A 17495-nucleotide genomic window follows, 5' to 3' on the forward strand; every position below is an offset into this window, starting at 1 on the left:
TTTTTGCTCAGAGGCCGGCTTCTTCGCGCAGGATGGCGGCCTTGTCCGTGTGCTCCCACGGGAGGTCGACGTCCGTGCGGCCGAAGTGGCCGTAGGCTGCGGTCTGTTTGTAAATCGGGCGGCGCAGGTCGAGCATCTTGATGATGCCGGCCGGACGCAGGTCGAAGTGCTTCTTGACGAGTTCTTCGATCTTGTCCTCGTCGACTTTGTTCGTGCCGAATGTGTCGACCATGATGGAGACCGGATGCGCTACGCCGATGGCATAGGCAAGCTGAATCTCGCAGCGGTCAGCAAGGCCGGCAGCGACGATGTTCTTCGCAACGTAGCGGGCAGCGTAAGCGGCGCTGCGGTCCACCTTCGTCGGGTCCTTGCCCGAGAATGCACCGCCACCGTGACGGGCCCAGCCGCCGTAGGTGTCGACGATGATTTTGCGGCCCGTGAGACCCGAGTCACCCTGCGGACCGCCGATGACGAATTTGCCCGTCGGGTTGATGAAGATTTTCGTCGCGTCCGTCAGGAGTTCGGCAGGAACTACTGCCTTGATGACGTGCTCGATGAGGTCTTTGCGGATCTGTGCGAGCTCGACATCTTCGTCATGCTGCGTCGAGATGACGATCGTGTCGACAGCGACGGGCTTGCCATCTTCGTAGAGCACCGTGACCTGCGTTTTGCCGTCCGGACGCAGGTACGGGAGCGTGCCGTCCTTGCGGACTTCGGCAAGGCGGCGGGCCAGCTTATGTGCGAGCGCAATCGTCAGCGGCATGTACTCCTTCGTCTCGTTCGTCGCGTAGCCGAACATCATGCCCTGGTCGCCGGCGCCGATGGCATCTTCGACGTCCATATCGCCTTCGCGGGCCTCGAGAGCCTTGTCGACGCCCTGTGCAATATCCGGAGACTGCTCATCGAGCGAAACGAGGATGCCGCAGGTATCGGCATCGAAGCCGTATTTTGCGCGCGTGTAGCCAATCTCACGCACCGTCTCACGGATGATCTTCGGGATATCGACGTAGCATTTCGTCGAAACCTCGCCGACGACATGAACCTGTCCCGTCGTCACGAGCGTTTCGCAGGCCACGCGGCCGTTCGGGTCTTTTTCAAGGATTGCATCGAGGATGCTGTCGGAAATCTGGTCCGCCATCTTGTCCGGATGACCTTCCGTGACGGATTCCGAGGTAAACAACATACGCTTTTTACTCAAAGGAATAACCCCCTTCTAAAATCTTGGTTAACGTTAAGCTTGCAGAGCAGTCTCTCGCAGCCTTTATCATGTATCATGCATAAGAAAAGCTCTCTATCCATAATAGAGAGCTCGTTATCGCACTCTCATCTTATAGGTCAGACCTAAAGGAATTGGCACCGTTTTGACAAAGTCAATGGTTGCCGCGGTTTCATCGGGCCAGTCCCTCCGCCGCTCTGGATGTGAGTTCACTATTCTGCTTTGTGTATCCATCATAACGCATACACGGGATACTGTCAAGATAAAAATGAAGCAGGTTCACTTTTATTCTTCCTCTTTGCCGTCTTTCTTATCCTCGCGGAATTCGCGGATGACGACTTTTTCGGCCTTGTCCGTGCTGCTGAGCTGCACGCTGACGACCTCATGCGAGGAAGTCGGCACGTTCTTGCCGACAAAGTCGGCGCGAATCGGCAGCTCGCGATGGCCGCGGTCGACGAGCACGGCGAGCTGGATGGCCTTCGGACGGCCCATGTCGATGATGGCATCGAGGGCGGCGCGGATTGTGCGGCCCGTGTAGAGCACATCGTCGACGAGCACGATGGTCTTGTCCTGAATATCGGCCGGCAGCTCCGTCTGATGGACAATCGGCTGATAGGAAAGTGTGGAGAGATCGTCGCGGTACAGCGTGATGTCGAGGATGCCGACGGGCGGCCTCTTCCCCTCGATGTGCTCGATGTTGTCGGCAATGCGTTCGGCGATGGGTACGCCGCGCGTGCGGATGCCCACGATGACGAGGTTCTCGACGCCCTTATTGCGCTCCACGATTTCGTGGGAAATGCGCGTCAGGGCACGGCGGATGCCCTCAGAATCCATGATGACGGTCTTATCGGTCAGTACTGGCATAGAAATCCCTCCTAATTACCTAATTACCTATTTACCTAATTATTTTATTTTGCCTGTTAACGGTGAAACTTGGCGCGCAGCGTCCGAAGAATTTTTTCCATATCTTCGGGCAGCGGTGCCGTAAAGGTCATGCGCTCATGCGTGCGCGGATGCGTGAGCGTGAGCTCGCACGAATGCAGGGCCTGCCCTTTGATGGCAAACGGACAGCTGCGGCGCGGGCCGTATTTCGGGTCGCCGAGCAGCGGATGACCGATGCTCGTCATGTGCACGCGGATCTGATGCGTGCGGCCCGTCTCGAGCCTGCATTCGACGAGCGTGTAGTCGCCGAAGCGCTCGAGCACGCGGAAGTGCGTGACGGCCGGCTTGCCGTGCTCATGCACGATGGCCATTTTCTTGCGGTCCGTCGGATGGCGGCCGATATCGCCCTTGATGACACCGGCCTCTTCCTTGATATTGCCGCAGACGATGGCCTTGTAAATGCGGTGGGCCGTTTTCGTGCGGATCTGCTCCGCGAGGTCGAGGTGCGCCGCGTCATTTTTCGCCGCGACCATGACCCCGGAGGTATCCTTGTCGAGACGGTGCACGATGCCGGGCCGGATCTCGCCGTTGATGCCCGAGAGGTCATCGCAGTGATAAAGAAGCGCGTTGACGAGCGTCCCCGTGTAGATGCCCGTGGCCGGATGCACGACCATGCCGCGCGCCTTGTTGACGACGATGATGTCGCTGTCCTCGTAGAGAATGTCCAAGGGGATATTCTCGGGCAAAATTTCGACGGGCTTGGCCTCGGGCAGATGGAACGTGACTTCCTCGCCCGCCTGCAGCTTGTAATTCGACTTGCGCGCCGCGCCGCCGACAAGTGCCTGCCCCTCCGCGATGATTTTCTGGACGTGGGCGCGCGAGAGTTCGGGCTCCATGCGCGTCAAAAAGACGTCAAGGCGCTCGCCGTCTTTGTCTGCCGCAAAGACCTTTGCAGGCCCCGCAGCGCTCGCAGAATTAGTAGGCTCCATAGAATCTGACATATTCAATCATCCATCTCTTTCATGCGGAATAAAATCGCGAAAATCATGCTGGCCACGCCGAGCACGATGGCCACATCGGCGATGTTGAAGACCGGCCAGATGCGGAAGTCAAAAAAATCAATGACAAGGCCCTGACGGATGCGGTCGATGAGGTTGCCCACGGCGCCTGCAAGCAGGGCCACGCAGCCATAATAAAAGGCAGCGGGCTGACGGCGCAGTCTCTTGTGATAAAAGAGAAACGCCGCGAGCAGCGCGGCAGCTGCCAGCACGAAAAACCAGCGCGCGGAGGGCAGCATGCCGAAGGCCGCACCGGGATTCAGCACATAGGTGATGTGGAAAAACGGCTCCACGACGCCGACGCTCTCGCCCGGCAGGAAATTGCTGCTGATATAAAACTTCGTCAGCTGGTCGATGACGAGGATAAAAGCAAAGAGTAGGTACGCCATGGCGCGCAATCAGCCTTTCTGTGCGGCAGACGGGGCAGCCTGCGCAGCGTTCTGTGCATTCTGTGCGTTCTCATTCTGCACGCTGCTGACACTGCCATTGATGCTGCCTGCCTGCTGAGACTGCGGATTCTGCGGTGCTTCCTGCTTTGGCGCAGCTGCCTGCTGGCGCGGCAGGCGGTCGATGGCATCGCGCAGCACGGCGAGCTCCGACTCCAGGGCAGCCTTCGTCTGCAGCAGGAACTGCGACTTGGCTTCGATGAGGCGGCAGTACTCGACCGTTGCGGCCTTGACCTGATGGTCTGCGGCTTCCGTCATCTGGCGGGCCGAAATCTCCGCATCGCGGCGCATGTTCTGGCATTCCTTGGCCGTGTTTTCGCGCAGGCTCTGGGCATCCTGCTTCGCGGACTCCGTGAGATTCGTCGCCGTCTGCTGAGCGAGCTTCAGGGTCTCCTTGATGCTGTCCTCATTTTTCTGGAACTGCTGGTTCTCTTTCTTCAGGCGCGCGACCTCTTCCTTGAGGTTGTCGTTGTCGCGGAAGAGTTTTTCGTAGTCGTTGACGACCTGGTCGAGGAAGTCATCGATTTCATCCTCATTGTAGCCGCGAAAACTGCGCTTGAATTCTTTATTGTGGATATCGAGTGGTGTAAGCAAAGCCAAGATCTCCTATCTTTTCTTTCTATATAATAGATGAGTTCTTACTACTTATTTAAATGTAACGCTTGAGCACGACGACCGTGCGGCCCTTTTTCGTCTGGCCGCGGACTTCGGCGACTTCAAGGCGGCCGCGGCCGCGCATCGAGATGATGTCGCCTTCCTTGACCGTCTGCGAGGCGCTCTTGACGGGCTGCCAGTTGAGCTTCATCTTGTCGGCCGCGATATCAGCGGCGGCGCGGCTTCTTGAAGAACCAAAGCCCGAGGCCGCAATCGAGTCGACGCGAAGCGACGCCACGGTCGCGCGGATTTCCTTGCAGCGCTCCTCGCGCGGCGCGATGTCCGCGAGGTCCGCCATTTCGCAGGAGACGCCGACCGCGCCGATTTTGGTTAGATTCTGCAGGAGGTATGCTGCCATCTTGCTGTCGCAGAGGATGCGCACGGAGTCAGCCGTGACGAGAAGGTCGCCGAGGCGGTCGCGCTCGATGCCGAGGCCCATCAGAGCCCCTAAGACATCGCGGTGCGACAGGCGCGCAAACTGGCCGTTCCAAGAGGTGCGCAGGCAGGCGATGTCAAAGCCTGACGGCGTGCCCTGAAAATCTTCGTGGATGTACATGGCCCGCGCGCGTTCCGCGCCCTGATAGCCGCCATTAAAATCCACGCGGATTCCCGGATAGTTTGCGGCTACAGTCTCGGCGATTTCCTGACCGTACGGGTCAAGAAAACCGCTCAGGCGGAATTTCTGGCTGCGCTGCACGGCTTCGGCGAGGTCGACGAGCTTGACGACCGTCTCCTCACCTTCCGTACCCTTATAAAAGCGTATGAGTTTTTCTTTTTGTTCACTTGCCATGATTTATTTCTTTCTTATTTCCCTAACTCCCGGGACTTTTCCGTCGCCGCGATGACGGCATCGATGAGCGCGCCGCGCAGGCCGCGGTTTTCAAGCACGCGCACGCCGGCAATCGTCGTGCCCGCAGGGCTCGTGACCTGGTCGCGCAGGACATCGGGGTGTTTGCCCGTCTCGAGCACCATCTTTGCGGCGCCGTAAACCGTCTGCGCGGCAAGAAGCGTCGCGGCATCGCGCTTAAGGCCGGCGGCCACACCGCCATCAGACAAAGCATCGATGAGCAGGAACACATAGGCCGGGCCGCTGCCTGAAAGGCCCGTCACGGCATCCATGGCCGTTTCCGAAACCTCGATGGCACGGCCGGCCGCCGCGAGGATTTCCTGCACGATGGCGGCTTCTGCCTGACCTGCTTTTTTGCCGCAGGCAAAGGCCGACATGCCCGCGCCGACGGAAAGCGGCGTATTCGGCATGATGCGCACGACTGGCTGCTTCGCAAACGATGCTTCGAGCACCGTAAGCGTCAGGCCGGCGACAATGGAAAGAATCAGCGTGTGCTCCCCGACTTTATCCCTGACTTCCGCAATGGCCTTCGCAGCAGCCTGCGGCTTGATGGCCAGGAACAGCACATCGACCTTGTCGAGAAAAGAATCGGCGCCGACGCAGGCATGAATGCCGTACTTTGCGGCGAGTTCCTGACAGCGTGCGGCCTTGTGGTCGGATACAAAAACATTTTCACGGCTGACCGTGCCCTGCGTGATGCCGGCAACAAGTGCCTCTGCCATCGCGCCGCCGCCGATAAAGCCGATGCGTAAATCCATGCCCATGGAAAAGCCCCCTGTTATTTATGACCTGTTATAGTATAATGATGTTTTTATTTCTTGAGCCACGGCATCTCGGTCGAGACCTTGCGCTCTTCTTCCGTGTACGTCACATTGACATTGCTCGGCGCACAGAGGAAGACATTATGGCCAACCTTCTTGATTTCACCATTGAGCGCGTACGTCGTGCCGCTGATGAAGTCGATGATGCGCTTCGCGGACTCGGCATCCGTGTGCTCGAAGTTGATGACGACCGGCTTTCTCTCGCGCAGGTTGTTGGCGACCTGCTGTGCGTCGTCGAACGTCTTCGGCTCGATGATGATGACTTTCATCTGCGCCGCTACGACATTTTCACGGACGGAAGTGCCGGAACGAAGATTGACTACATTGTCCGCTTCCTTCTCCTGCCGCTCTCTATTGTTTCCCAACTCTTCTTCCTCCTTCTCGCCATAAGGGCGCTTCTGACTGCGTTCTCTTTTGGCCGCTTCTTCCTCTGCCTCTGCTTCTGCGAGCTTGGCTTCCTCATCCGGATCCGACAGGCCGAATTTGCCACAAATCTTGTCGATTACATTCATCTAAAACACTCCCCCAGTTTCTCTATGGACTGGCATCAATACTGACGCGGTCCAAAGATCGCCGTGCCGACGCGGACGATATTCGCGCCCTCTTCCACCGCAATCTGATAATCATGAGTCATACCCATTGATAAATATTTAATATTCGCGGTCTTAAACGGAATTTCCTTTACCTGCTGGAAAATTTCATACATTTCGTGGAAAAGCGGACGGCATTGTTCCACATCATCGTAATTCGGCGCAATGCACATGAGTCCGACGAGGTGGAGATGCGGCAGCGTGTCGATGAGGTCGAGAAGCGGACGCAGATCTTCCTTGTAAATGCCCGACTTGCTCTCTTCCTTCGCGAGGTTGACCTGCACGAGGATATCCTGCACTTTATCGATTTTGCCTGCTTCCTTGTCGAGTGCGCGCGCGAGGTGCTCGGAATCGACGGAATGAATCAGGCTGAAGTATTTGACGGCCTGCTTGGCCTTGTTCGTCTGCAGATGGCCGATGAGGTGCCACGTGACATCGCGTTCGAGGACATCGAACTTGCTCTTGGCTTCCTGAATGCGGTTTTCGCCGATGTCCGTCGCGCCGGCGTCGATAGCCTCGCGCATCGCTGCGACATCGTGATTCTTCGTGACGGCCACGAGTTTTACGGGCGCGTCTTTCGGCACGCGCGTGCGGTGTTCCATGGCTTCTTTGATATTCTGTTCAACTTTATGGAGATTTTCTGCAATCATGCGACTTCCCCCGTTTTATAAAGAAAGGATAAAATAAAAAATGATAACGTGATGAGAGACCTCGCGGCTCAGCCGCGCAGCGCGATGACCGCGGCGAGGCGGCCCGTTTTGCCGGCATCGGCGCGATGCGAAAAGAACATATCGTGATGACAGGACGTACAGGTCTGCGCTTCATCGATGTGTTCCGGCAGGACGCCGGCCTCTTCGAGCTGGATGCGGTTGGCCGCCCAAAGGCTCAGATGCGGCTTGCCCGTATCCGCAGATTTTTCCGGGAAGAGCTCCGCCTCATGGCCCGGAAAGGCCTCGCGGAATTTCGCTTCGACCTCAGGGCCGATTTCATAGCAGCACGGGCCGATGGATGGGCCGATGGCCGTGAGCAGGTCCCTTGGCTGCGTGCCGAATTCTTCCTGCATGCGGCGGACCGTCTTATAGCCAATGCGGTTTACCGTGCCCTTCCAGCCGCCGTGCGCGATGCCCACGGCCTTGTGCACGGGGTCGAGGAAAAGAATCGGCGTACAGTCGGCAAAGCAGAGCAGCAGTGGCAGGTTCGGCACATTCGTAATCAGCGCGTCCGTGCGCGGGATGGCATCGGCGTAAGCTTCTGCGCCCTTGCCGGCCTCAGCGAGGCCCACGCGCTCCACGTGAATGCCATGGACCTGTTCCGGCGTCACGAGGCGCGCGGCGTCGAGGCCGAGGGCGCCGAGATAGCGGCGGCGGTTCTCGATGACATCCTCGGGATTGTCGCCGACGTGCAGGCCGAGGTCCAATGAAGACCACTGACCACGGCTTACGCCGCCCCTGCGCCCCGAGACGCCGTGTACGGCAATTTTCTTTGGAAACAGGGAAAACTCGCCGCTCTCTATATGATGTTCTTTATCGATTTCATGCAAAGAAAAGCTCATGAAAACACCTCTTTATAAAATTCAGGAAAGCGCTTCAGCAGACGCCGCAGCGGTGGCAGCCCTCAAAGCACGGGATGGTGGGCTTGAGCTCCTTCGCTTTTTTGAGCTCATCGTAGAGATACGACTTATGAAAGCCCATATCGAGACGCTCCCAGGGGAAAATCTCATCCTCGCCGCGCTGCCGGTAAAGATAAAACGCGGGGTCAAGCCCCTTTTCCTTCAGCGCGCGCTTGAAGGCCTTGCTGCCACCGAGTTCATGGGCAAGGAGCAGGGCCTCGCCAACGCGGCGGTCGCCGCGCGAAAGCACGCCCTGAATATAGGCTTCTTTCGGCGACTCGATGTTGACGATGACGTTTTTGCGGCGGCGCAGGGTCTTTTCAAGGCGCTTCAGGCGTTTCTCGACGACCTTGCGGTCGGCCATGGGCTCCCACTGAAACGGCGTAAAGGGCTTCGGGATGAACGGATTGACGGAAAGCGTCAAATTGCCCTTGCTGCCGCGCTCTTCCATGTAATCCTTGAGCCGTTCGGCGAGGTCGATGATGGCGTCGATGTCCTCCTCTTCCTCAAAGGGCAGCCCAATCATGATGTAGAGGCGGAAATTGCGGATGCCCGCGGCGAGGCCGAGGTCCATCGAATGGAACAGATGGTGCTCCTCAATGCCCTTGTTGATGACGGCGCGCATGCGGTCGCTGCCGGCCTCAGGTGCCATCGTCAGCGTCTTGAGGCCGCTTTCCGCGAGCGAATCGACGAGCTCCTTCGTGACGGAATCCGCGCGGAACGAAGCTACGGACATCGAAAGTCCCTCGCCCAAAATATCCTTGCAGAGCTCGTTGATTTCAGGATAGTCGGAAATCGCCGCCCCCATGAGGCCGATGCGCTTGCGGTATTTCAGGGCTTCCTGCACTTCCTCGTTGATGACTGTAAGCGAGCGGTTGCGCGGCCTGCGGAAGCAGTACCCCGCCATGCAGAAGCGGCAGTGGCGGCCGCAGCCGCGCGCCGTCTCAATGAGGTAGAAATTGAATTCCGTGTTGTCCGTGACGACGACCGTATGCGCGGGATACGCGTCAAGGTCCTGCACCCACTGGCGCGAGACCTTCTCAGGAGCCCCCGCAAGCGGTTCGATGGCCGTGATATGTCCCTCTTCGTCGTAATGATGCTCGTAGAGCGACGGCACGTAGACGCCCGGCACTTCGGCGAGTTTTTTCAGGAGCTCCGTCCGCGTCAGGCCCTCTCGTTTTGCCTCATGGTACGCATCCATAAAAGCCGGCATGATAACCTCGCCCTCGCCGATGATGAAGGCATCAAAAATCGCGGCGAGCGGCTCCGGATTGAACGTCGGGCAGGGACCTCCTGCCAATAAAATCGGGTCGCGCTCGCCGCGCTCGGATGCCCGGAGCTTGACTTTGCCCATCTCGAGAAGCTTCAATATATTGAAATAGTCCATCTCAAACGAAACGGCAAAGCCCAGCACGTCAAAATCATAAAGAGGCGACTGCGTCTCGATGCTCATGATTGGCGTGCGCGTATTCTCGTAGCGCTTGATTTTCGTGCGTTCCGGCAGAAAGACGCGCTCGCAGGCCGTGTCCTGACGCTTGTTCAAAAGGTCATAGATGATGTGAAAGCCGAGATTTGACATGCCGACAAAGTAGGAATTCGGATAGACGAGGGCAAAGCGCGTGCGCGTGCCGACGGGATAGACATAGTATCCCTGTTCTTCCTGCAGCTGCTCTTTGAGCTCTTTCTTGAGTTCCCAGTCCAAGCAAAATTCCTCCAATAAGAATCTAAAAATCAAAAATCATAACATACAAAAGCCCGTCTCACTTCTCAGGCTCTTGTTTGGTCTTTGCTTCAGGCTCTGCGCCTGCCTGTTTTTTCTTCTGCCCCCGCTGCTTGCGCGCCTGCATATCCTGCAGTTCTTCGAGGAAGCTTGAGATGTCCGCGAATTTACGATAAACCGAGGCAAAGCGGATGTAGGCGACATCGTCGAAGTCCTTCAGCCGCTCCATGACGAGGCGGCCGATGTCCTGCGAAGAGATTTCGCGGTCCATCGTATTGCGGATGTCGCGCTCAATCTCATTGACGAGGCCCAAAATGCGTTCCATCGAGATGTCGCGCTTGTCGCAGGAACGGATGATGCCGTTTAAGATCTTGTCGCGCTTAAAGACTTCGCGGCGGCCGTCGTGCTTGATGACCATCAGCGGCAGCTTCTCAACGACTTCATACGTCGTGAAGCGTTTGCCGCAGGCCGTGCATTCGCGGCGGCGCCGTATCGTCATGCCGTCATCTGTGGCGCGCGAATCGATGACGCGGCTGTCTTCATGTTTACAATAAGGACATCTCATACTTACCCCTTCTTTATCTGTCTGCGCGGCCGCACGAGACACTTGGGCCCAAAACCGATGAGATCTTCGCGGTGGGCCATATGCAGGGCCTTCCGGACGATCTCATGATTCTTCGGCAGCCAGTACTGCATGAGCGCCCGCTGCATTCTCTTCTCTTCATATGTTTTGGCCGAGTAGACCTTTTCGCCTGTCAGAGGATTGATTCCCGTGTACCACATGCAGGTCGAGAGCGTGCCCGGTGTCGGGATGAAGTCCTGCACCTGCTGCGGATGGTACCCCATGTCGCGGATGAATTCCGCAAGTTCGATGGCATCGCTGAGTTCCGAACCCGGATGACTCGACATGAAGTACGGCACGAGGTACTGCTTCTTGCCGAGCTTCTCGTTGATACGGCGGAATTTCTCGGCAAAGCGCAGGTAGACGGCGCGGTTTGACTTGCCCATGAGCCGCGTCACGCGGTCGGAGATGTGCTCCGGCGCAATTTTGAGCTGGCCGCTGACGTGGTACTTGCAGAGCTCGTAGAGGAAGTCGTCCTTGGCGAGCAGCAAATAATCGAAGCGGATACCCGAACGCACGAAGACTTTCTTGACGCCCGGCAGGCTCCGGAGCTCCCTGAGAAGCTTGATGTAATCGCTGTGGTCGGCCACGAGCATTTTGCAGGGCTCCGGCGACAGGCACGGTTTGCCGCGGCAGGTGCCGCGCTTCAGCTGGCCGTCACACGAAGGACGGCGGAAATTCGCCGTCGGGCCGCCGACATCGTGGATGTAGCCCTTGAAGCCCTTCATCTGCGTGAGGATTTTCGCCTCGCGCAGGATGGACGCATGGCTGCGGCGCTGGATGATGCGGCCTTCGTGCGAGATAATCGCGCAGAAATTGCAGCCGCCAAAGCAGCCGCGCTGCGAGACAAGGCTGAACTGCACTTCCTTGATGGCCGGCACGCCGCCCGCCTTCTCGTAAATCGGATGATATGTGCGCATATAAGGCAGGTCGTAAATTTCATCCATCTGCGCCTCATTTAAAGGCAGTGCCGGCGGATTCTGCACGACGCACCATTCGTCGTTCTGCTGCAGGAGCCTGCGCCCGCGGATCGGGTCCTGCTCGAGGTATTCGAGCTTGAAGGCCTCGGCAAATTTCTTCTTATCTTTATGCACCTCGGCAAAGGACGGCAGTTCGAGGTAGTCCCACGCGTAGTCCTTATTGGGCACGCGGTAGCACGTGCCCTGTACATCCTGAATATTAGAGACTTCAATGCCCTGCTGCAGATCTGCGGCAATCTCGATGATGGCGCGCTCGCCCATGCCGAAAATCAAGAGGTCGGCCATGCTGTCGACGAGGATGGAGCGGCGGACTTCGTTCGACCAGTAGTCGTAATGCGCCATACGCCTGAGGCTCGCCTCAATGCCGCCGATGATAATCGGCACATCGGGGTAGAGCTCGCGCAGGCGGCTGCAGTAGACAATCGTCGCGCGCTCGGGCCGGTGGCCGGACTGTCCGCCCGGCGAATACGCATCTTCGTGGCGGACTTTCTTTGCCGCCGTGAATTTGTTGAGCAGCGAGTCCATATTGCCCGCCGAGACGAGGAAGCCGAGACGGGGCCTCCCAAGGCGGCCAAAATCCTTCGTCGAGTGCCAGTCCGGCTGCGGGATGATGCCGACCTTGTAGCCGTGCTTTTCAAGCAGGCGGCAGATAATCGCCGGGCCAAAGCTCGGATGGTCGACATAGGCATCGCCTGAAATAAAGACAAAGTCAAGCTGCTGCCAGCCGCGCTTTTCCATATCTTTGCGGCAGATTGGCAAAAATCCCTCCGCATTCAACTGCCCTTTTGGCGTTTCGTTCTGCTTCTGCATCAATTATTTTCCTTCGTGAAGGTCTTGTTGGCAACCTGACCGTCCTTGCCGGCCTTGCCGAGGTCCTTGCCGTTGACGGAGAACGAGACGGCACCGGCATCGCCGACGCGGACCGTGACCTTATCCTGACCTTTCCAAGTCTGGCTGTCGCCCTTCTTCAGCGTGCCCTCGTAGATGGTCTTGCCGTCGGCCTTGACCTCGAGCCAGCAGTCGGCGGAGAACGTAGCCGTGACTTCGACGTCATCGTACGTCTTTGGTGCTGGAGCCTGCTCCTGCTGCTGTGCCTGCTGCGGGGCCTTTGAGGCACTGTCATCGCTGCCCGTCAGTGCATAAGCGGCACCCGCGAGCACGACGAGGATAACGGCGACAATGGCGATGAGCTTCGTATTCGAGCGCTTTGGCTCGTCAAAATCATATTTTGCGGCCGGCTGTTCCCTGCGCGCAGGCCGTGCCTTCGGTGCGGCCGGTTTCGCCGGTCTTACCGGTTTCTTGGCCTCAGGCTGCGGCGCCGGTTTTGCGGCTGGCTGTTCCTGAGTCTCTTGATTTGCCTGACGAACCGGGCGTGCCGGGGCCTGCGGGGCTGCTTTTGGCTCCGGTGCCGCCTTGGGTTCAGCGGCTTTGGGCTGTTCCGGTTTTGCTGCGGGCTTTGTTTCCGCTTTCGGAGCTGGCTGGCTCATGTTTTTTGCCGGTTTTACCGGCTCTGCCGGGGATTTTGGTGCAGCGGCTTTCGGTGCTGCCGGAGCAGCAGGTTTTGCGGCCGGCTGTACCTGAGTTTCCTGATTTCCCTGACGGGCCGGGCGTGCCGAGGCCGGATTCTGCGGTGCAGATGCGGCCGGCTGAGCCGCTCCCCCGTGGCGCTCCGCCGTGAATTCCTGCACGAGCTCATTTGGATTGAGCTTCAGGAAGTTCGCGTAGCTGCGGATAAAGCCTTTCGTGTACACGTCCCCCGGCAGTTCATCATAATTGCCGTTTTCGATATATTCAATGTATAAAGCACGGATGCTCGTGCCCTTCTCGATGTCCTTGTATGTTAAATTCTGTTTCTCCCGCGCCTCGCGCAGTTTATCTCCTAACATCGTGATTCCTCCTTGAAATGAAATGCATTGCCTGCACCTCATTCCATTATACATGATTGCTTTTCTGAAAACAAATTATCCTGACATAATCCTTGACAAATTCTGCTGTTTCTGTCTCAGGCCTGCCCGCGCATGGAAAGAGCCGCCGTCTTCACTGCCTGAAGGAACGCTTCGACCTCTTCCTTGTCCGTGAAGCGGCCCATGGTCACGCGGATGGAAGTATTGGCCTGTTCAGCAGACTGCCCCATGGCCGTCAGCACATGCGATGGCTCAAGTGACCCGGCACTGCAGGCACTGCCGGCCGAGACGGCAAAGCCCATGAGGTCGAGCCTTATGAGCAAAGTCTCGTGGTCGATGCCCTCAAGGCCAAAACTCACATTGCCCGGCAGACGCTTTTCGCGCGGGCCGTTTAAGTGCGCCCCCGGAATCTTCAGGATTCCCTCGATGAGCTGTTCGCGCAGGGCCGTGAGCCGCGCCGTTTCGGAGATCATTTCTGCTGCCGCGAGTTCCGCCGCTTTGCCGAGCCCGACAATGCCGGGTGTATTTTCCGTGCCGGCGCGCAGGCCGCGCTCCTGTGCGCCGCCCGCGATAAGCGGCAAGATCTTTTTCCCACGGCGCAGATAAAGCGCGCCAATGCCCTTTGGACCATATAGTTTATGCCCGGAAAGCGAGAGCGCGTCAACCTGCAGTTTCTTCACGTCCATGGGGATATGGCCGACGGCCTGCACGGCATCCGTATGAAAGAAAATGCCCCCCTCACGGCAGAACGCGCCGATTTGGGCAATGGGCTCAATGGTGCCGACTTCGTTGTTCGCCGTCATAATGCTGACGAGAAACGTATCAGGGCGCACGGCCTTTTCGATGTCTTCCAGGTGTAAGCGGCCCTCTTCATCGACATCGACATACGTCACCTCGATGCCTTGAGGCAGCGACTCGCAGGCGTGCAGCACGGCGTGATGCTCGATTTTGGACGTGATGATATGGCCGCCGCCATTTTTTTCAAGAGCTTCCGCGGCCAAAGAGCGGATAATCCAGTTGTCGCTCTCGCTGCCGCCGCTCGTGAAGAACATCTCCTCAGGCTCCGCGTTTAAAAGTGCCGCGAGCTGCCAGCGCGCGCGGCGCACGGCCTGACGCGCCTCGCGGCCAAAGGAATACAGGCTCGACGGATTGCCAAAATGCTGCGTAAAGTACGGCAGCATGGCAGAAACCACGCGCTCATCCGTTGGCGTCGTCGCCGCATAGTCGAGATAAACGGGCTTCATCTTGCACACCCCACTCTCTTATGCGAAGCATGGGTATCATTGCAGAGGTCGTAGAGCGTGATGTGGTTCAGCACTTCGCTGATGCTGTCGCAGACTTTTTCCCAGACGCCGCGCGTCACGCAGGCACAGGCCCGGTCGCACGGCTGCTCCGAGGACTCCGCGCTCGTCAGCAGGCAGTCCACAAGCGCAATCGGCCCCTCGACGGTCGTGATGATCTCGCCGATGGTGATTTCCTTCGGGCTGCGCGCAAGCATATAGCCGCCCTGCGCGCCGCGCACGCTCTTGACGATGCCCGCACGGCGCAGCGGGGCCATGAGCTGTTCGAGATAATTCTCCGAAAGCCCCTGATTTTTCGCAATACTCTTCAGCGAAACGGCCCCCTCGCCGTCGTGCAGGGCGAGCTCGTAAAGCGCCGTTACGCTGTATCTTCCTTTCGTCGATATCTTCATGGTGCACCTCAGCTTGACAGGGCAAGTATCCCTGTCTCTATGTTGCTAGTCAATAAAATTCACAAATTGGAAATCCGAGTAATTACCTAGGATTTACATATGACAATATAGCAGAAATGCCCCGCACTGTCAAAGATTCCTGTCTGTGAAGCCTCAGGAAAAGCGCTTGGGCCAGCAGGCCCTGAGATACGCGTGGATTTTTGCCTCCGTGCCGTTGTCCGTCGGCTCATAGTAGCGGGCCGTGCGGATTTTATCGGGCAGATACGCCTGCTCCTTGAAATGATGCGGATAATCGTGCGGGTAAATGTAGCCTTTGCCATGGCCGAGTTCGGCTGCTCCCTTGTAATGCGAATCGCGCAGATGCACCGGCACCGCGCCGCAGTCCTTCGTGCGCACATCCGCGAGGGCTTTATCGATGCCGAGATACGCCGCGTTGCTCTTCGGCGCCGAGGCGACATACGTCACGGCCTCGGCGAGAATGATGCGCGCTTCGGGCATGCCAACGAACTGCACGGCCTGAGCCGCCGCGTTCGCGAGAATCAGGGCCTGCGGGTCCGCCGTGCCGACATCCTCGGCCGCGCAGATGACAACGCGCCGCGCGATGAACTTGATATCCTCGCCGGCCGCAAGCATGCGCGCGAGATAGTGAAGCGCCGCGTCGGGGTCGCTGCCGCGCATGCTCTTGATGAAGGCCGAGGCCGTATCGTAGTGATTGTCCCCTTTTTTGTCGTAATGCTGCACACGCTCGCCCGTGATTTCTTCAAGCATGGAGAGCGTGATTTCACCGCCCGAAAGCGGCAGCATGGCCGCGGCCCCCTCCAGAAGATTCAGGGCCATGCGCGCGTCGCCGCCCGCCATCTGGGCCATGGCGAGGAGGACTTCGTCGCTTACGGCAATGGCCTGTGCGCCAAGGCCGCGTTCCTTATCCTTTAAAGCCTGCTTCAAAATGGCGATGAGCTGGCCGTCGGTCAGTTTGTAGAGCCTGACAATGCGCACGCGCGACAGAAGGGCGTGATTGACCTCAAAAAATGGATTTTCCGTCGTCGCGCCGATGAGTACGAGGCGTCCGTCCTCGACATACGGCAGCAGCACGTCCTGCTGGCTCTTGTTGAAGCGATGAATCTCGTCGATGAAGACAATCGTACGGCGCTGGTAGTAGCGCCTTGCCTCGTCGGCCTCCTTGACGATGCGGCGGATGTCGCCGATGCCCGCGGCCACGGCGTTGAGCTTTTCAAAGCGGCTGTCCGTCATCTGCGCGATCATCTGCGCGAGCGTCGTCTTGCCCGTGCCCGGCGGCCCGTAGAATATAATAGAAGGAATCTGGTCCATCTCAATCAGACGGCGCAGAAAATGACCGCGCCCCACGGCCTCCTGCTGGCCGATGAATTCGTCAAAACTGCGCGGGCGCATGCGGCGGGCCAAAGGCTCAAATGTGCGCAGGGCGCCGCTGCCGGCCGCCTGACTTTGCGCCCTGCCCGAACCGCCTGAACTGCCTGAACTGCCCGCAGGCTGTGCCGGCGGCATCGCAAAGAGGTCGAAGCTCTCTTTATCGTTGTCCATACTGCATTTCACCCTCTCGTACCTGAATTTTTATCATTGCAATCCCCTAACTGCCTTAACGTCCCGTCGAGCCAAAGCCGCCCTTACGCGTTTCGCCCTCGCCGGCCGCATCGCCGTCCGTGGTCAAATACTTCAGAAAGATGCCCTGCGCGATGCGTTCGCCGCTCTCAATCGTCACAGGCTGCGTGCCGCGGTTCCAGAGCGCAATGAAGATATGGCCCTCGTTGTCTTCATTATTATAGTAGTCCGCATCGACAATGCCGACGTGATTGACGAGCATGAGGCCGCGCTTGACGGCCATGCTCGAACGGATGTGAATGGTCAGCACCTCATCGGGCTGCATATAGGCCTTGAGCCCCGTCGGCACCATGGCCGTCTCTCCCGCACCAATCACCACGGAGCATGCTGCCTGCAGGTCGTAGCCGGCGCTCATCGCCGTCTTGCGTTTTGGCACCTCGATGCCGCGTCCCTGATACTGCGATACGATTTCAAAACCTCTCGTCTTCATATAATGTATCTCCCGTTCTTTCTCACCAGAAAAGGCCCTTCCCGCTCAAGGCGGAAGGACCTTTAAACCAAAAAGCAAAATCAAAAACCGAAAAACAACAGAAAATGCCTCTCCTCAGGCATGCTCCTCTTTATTTTTCCGCGTGTTCTGCATGTTCCGCAGAAAAGGCTCCGGCAATCGGATGGGCCGGCGTAATCGTCGAAATGGCATGCTTATAAACCATCTGCTGCTTGCCGAGCGAATCGAGCACGACCGTAAAATTATCGAAACCACGTACATTCCCCTTAATCTGGAACCCATTGACCAGATGGATCGTGACGGGAATATTTTCTTTGCGAACCTGATTGAGGAAACTGTCCTGCAGGTTGATTGTCTTGTTTGGCAT

General features: G+C 58.0%; 19 protein-coding genes and 1 riboswitch. All 19 genes read right to left on the minus strand.

The window, feature by feature from the left end; all coding sequences use genetic code 11:
- Window positions 1-7: 7 nt before the first annotated feature.
- A complete protein-coding gene (metK, locus tag ACE419_RS00130; protein ID WP_435720960.1) occupies window positions 8-1183 on the minus strand; it encodes a methionine adenosyltransferase in 1176 nt (391 codons plus the stop codon).
- Window positions 1184-1320: 137 nt separating this feature from the next.
- A riboswitch (SAM riboswitch) is annotated at window positions 1321-1424 on the minus strand.
- Window positions 1425-1501: 77 nt separating this feature from the next.
- Window positions 1502-2080, minus strand: a complete 579-nt coding sequence (gene pyrR, locus ACE419_RS00135) for a bifunctional pyr operon transcriptional regulator/uracil phosphoribosyltransferase PyrR (RefSeq protein ID WP_435720619.1) — start codon at window positions 2078-2080, stop codon at window positions 1502-1504.
- Window positions 2081-2136: 56 nt separating this feature from the next.
- Window positions 2137-3087 (minus strand): RluA family pseudouridine synthase, encoded by a 951-nt coding sequence (locus ACE419_RS00140; protein WP_435720961.1) that lies wholly within the window; start codon window positions 3085-3087, stop codon window positions 2137-2139.
- A 14-nt stretch (window positions 3088-3101) separates the two neighbouring features.
- A complete protein-coding gene (gene lspA / locus ACE419_RS00145) occupies window positions 3102-3545 on the minus strand; it encodes a signal peptidase II (RefSeq protein WP_435720620.1) in 444 nt (147 codons plus the stop codon).
- A 9-nt stretch (window positions 3546-3554) separates the two neighbouring features.
- Window positions 3555-4196, minus strand: coding sequence for a DivIVA domain-containing protein (locus ACE419_RS00150; RefSeq protein WP_435720621.1), 642 nt, complete (start codon window positions 4194-4196; stop codon window positions 3555-3557).
- A 55-nt stretch (window positions 4197-4251) separates the two neighbouring features.
- The gene (locus ACE419_RS00155) at window positions 4252-5046 is read right to left on the minus strand and encodes a YlmH family RNA-binding protein (protein WP_435720622.1); all 795 of its coding nucleotides are present in this window, start codon (window positions 5044-5046) and stop codon (window positions 4252-4254) included.
- Window positions 5047-5060: 14 nt separating this feature from the next.
- Window positions 5061-5867, minus strand: a complete 807-nt coding sequence (proC, locus tag ACE419_RS00160; protein WP_435720623.1) for a pyrroline-5-carboxylate reductase — start codon at window positions 5865-5867, stop codon at window positions 5061-5063.
- 47 nt (window positions 5868-5914) lie between these two features.
- Entirely contained in the window at window positions 5915-6436 is a 522-nt protein-coding gene (locus ACE419_RS00165; RefSeq protein ID WP_432646433.1) for a cell division protein SepF, read from the minus strand.
- 35 nt (window positions 6437-6471) lie between these two features.
- Window positions 6472-7164 carry a YggS family pyridoxal phosphate-dependent enzyme gene (locus ACE419_RS00170; RefSeq protein WP_432646432.1) on the minus strand — a complete coding sequence of 231 codons (693 nt, stop codon included), beginning with the start codon at window positions 7162-7164 and terminating at the stop codon, window positions 6472-6474.
- A 68-nt stretch (window positions 7165-7232) separates the two neighbouring features.
- Window positions 7233-8066 (minus strand): peptidoglycan editing factor PgeF, encoded by an 834-nt coding sequence (gene pgeF / locus ACE419_RS00175; RefSeq protein WP_432646431.1) that lies wholly within the window; start codon window positions 8064-8066, stop codon window positions 7233-7235.
- A gap of 34 nt (window positions 8067-8100) precedes the next feature.
- Window positions 8101-9825, minus strand: a complete 1725-nt coding sequence (locus ACE419_RS00180) for a TIGR03960 family B12-binding radical SAM protein (RefSeq protein ID WP_435720624.1) — start codon at window positions 9823-9825, stop codon at window positions 8101-8103.
- A 58-nt stretch (window positions 9826-9883) separates the two neighbouring features.
- Complete coding sequence (gene nrdR / locus ACE419_RS00185) at window positions 9884-10408, minus strand: transcriptional regulator NrdR (RefSeq protein ID WP_435720625.1); 525 nt, start codon at window positions 10406-10408, stop codon at window positions 9884-9886.
- A 2-nt stretch (window positions 10409-10410) separates the two neighbouring features.
- Window positions 10411-12255: a YgiQ family radical SAM protein gene (locus tag ACE419_RS00190; protein WP_435720626.1), complete on the minus strand. Its 1845-nt coding sequence runs from the start codon at window positions 12253-12255 to the stop codon at window positions 10411-10413.
- The gene (locus ACE419_RS00195; RefSeq protein ID WP_435720627.1) at window positions 12255-13331 is read right to left on the minus strand and encodes a helix-turn-helix domain-containing protein; all 1077 of its coding nucleotides are present in this window, start codon (window positions 13329-13331) and stop codon (window positions 12255-12257) included. The genes ACE419_RS00190 and ACE419_RS00195 overlap by 1 nt, the downstream gene beginning before the upstream one ends.
- Window positions 13332-13447: 116 nt before the next feature.
- Entirely contained in the window at window positions 13448-14593 is a 1146-nt protein-coding gene (locus ACE419_RS00200) for a cysteine desulfurase family protein (protein WP_435720628.1), read from the minus strand.
- Window positions 14590-15042, minus strand: coding sequence for an RrF2 family transcriptional regulator (locus ACE419_RS00205; RefSeq protein ID WP_432646425.1), 453 nt, complete (start codon window positions 15040-15042; stop codon window positions 14590-14592). Before ACE419_RS00205 ends, ACE419_RS00200 begins: the two co-directional genes overlap by 4 nt.
- A 153-nt stretch (window positions 15043-15195) precedes the next feature.
- Window positions 15196-16602 carry a replication-associated recombination protein A gene (locus tag ACE419_RS00210; protein ID WP_435720629.1) on the minus strand — a complete coding sequence of 469 codons (1407 nt, stop codon included), beginning with the start codon at window positions 16600-16602 and terminating at the stop codon, window positions 15196-15198.
- Window positions 16603-16657: 55 nt separating this feature from the next.
- Window positions 16658-17110 (minus strand): dUTP diphosphatase, encoded by a 453-nt coding sequence (gene dut, locus ACE419_RS00215; protein ID WP_435720630.1) that lies wholly within the window; start codon window positions 17108-17110, stop codon window positions 16658-16660.
- Between the two features lie 130 nt (window positions 17111-17240).
- Complete coding sequence (gene hfq / locus ACE419_RS00220; RefSeq protein ID WP_432646422.1) at window positions 17241-17495, minus strand: RNA chaperone Hfq; 255 nt, start codon at window positions 17493-17495, stop codon at window positions 17241-17243.

Source organism: Mitsuokella apri, assembly GCF_047974105.1.
In the GTDB taxonomy this organism is placed as follows: domain Bacteria; phylum Bacillota; class Negativicutes; order Selenomonadales; family Selenomonadaceae; genus Mitsuokella.

What these genes read in the sequence shown, in the direction of transcription:
- metK (WP_435720960.1), bottom strand. Translation starts at nt 1,183, where the DNA reads ATGTTGTTTACCTCGGAATCCGTCACGGAAGGTCATCCGGACAAGATG.
- pyrR (WP_435720619.1), bottom strand. Translation starts at nt 2,080, where the DNA reads ATGCCAGTACTGACCGATAAGACCGTCATCATGGATTCTGAGGGCATC.
- ACE419_RS00140 (WP_435720961.1), bottom strand. Translation starts at nt 3,087, where the DNA reads ATGGAGCCTACTAATTCTGCGAGCGCTGCGGGGCCTGCAAAGGTCTTT.
- lspA (WP_435720620.1), bottom strand. Translation starts at nt 3,545, where the DNA reads ATGGCGTACCTACTCTTTGCTTTTATCCTCGTCATCGACCAGCTGACG.
- ACE419_RS00155 (WP_435720622.1), bottom strand. Translation starts at nt 5,046, where the DNA reads ATGGCAAGTGAACAAAAAGAAAAACTCATACGCTTTTATAAGGGTACG.
- proC (WP_435720623.1), bottom strand. Translation starts at nt 5,867, where the DNA reads ATGGGCATGGATTTACGCATCGGCTTTATCGGCGGCGGCGCGATGGCA.
- ACE419_RS00165 (WP_432646433.1), bottom strand. Translation starts at nt 6,436, where the DNA reads ATGAATGTAATCGACAAGATTTGTGGCAAATTCGGCCTGTCGGATCCG.
- ACE419_RS00170 (WP_432646432.1), bottom strand. Translation starts at nt 7,164, where the DNA reads ATGATTGCAGAAAATCTCCATAAAGTTGAACAGAATATCAAAGAAGCC.
- pgeF (WP_432646431.1), bottom strand. Translation starts at nt 8,066, where the DNA reads ATGAGCTTTTCTTTGCATGAAATCGATAAAGAACATCATATAGAGAGC.
- nrdR (WP_435720625.1), bottom strand. Translation starts at nt 10,408, where the DNA reads ATGAGATGTCCTTATTGTAAACATGAAGACAGCCGCGTCATCGATTCG.
- ACE419_RS00190 (WP_435720626.1), bottom strand. Translation starts at nt 12,255, where the DNA reads ATGCAGAAGCAGAACGAAACGCCAAAAGGGCAGTTGAATGCGGAGGGA.
- ACE419_RS00195 (WP_435720627.1), bottom strand. Translation starts at nt 13,331, where the DNA reads ATGTTAGGAGATAAACTGCGCGAGGCGCGGGAGAAACAGAATTTAACA.
- ACE419_RS00200 (WP_435720628.1), bottom strand. Translation starts at nt 14,593, where the DNA reads ATGAAGCCCGTTTATCTCGACTATGCGGCGACGACGCCAACGGATGAG.
- ACE419_RS00205 (WP_432646425.1), bottom strand. Translation starts at nt 15,042, where the DNA reads ATGAAGATATCGACGAAAGGAAGATACAGCGTAACGGCGCTTTACGAG.
- ACE419_RS00210 (WP_435720629.1), bottom strand. Translation starts at nt 16,602, where the DNA reads ATGGACAACGATAAAGAGAGCTTCGACCTCTTTGCGATGCCGCCGGCA.
- dut (WP_435720630.1), bottom strand. Translation starts at nt 17,110, where the DNA reads ATGAAGACGAGAGGTTTTGAAATCGTATCGCAGTATCAGGGACGCGGC.
- hfq (WP_432646422.1), bottom strand. Translation starts at nt 17,495, where the DNA reads ATGCCAAACAAGACAATCAACCTGCAGGACAGTTTCCTCAATCAGGTT.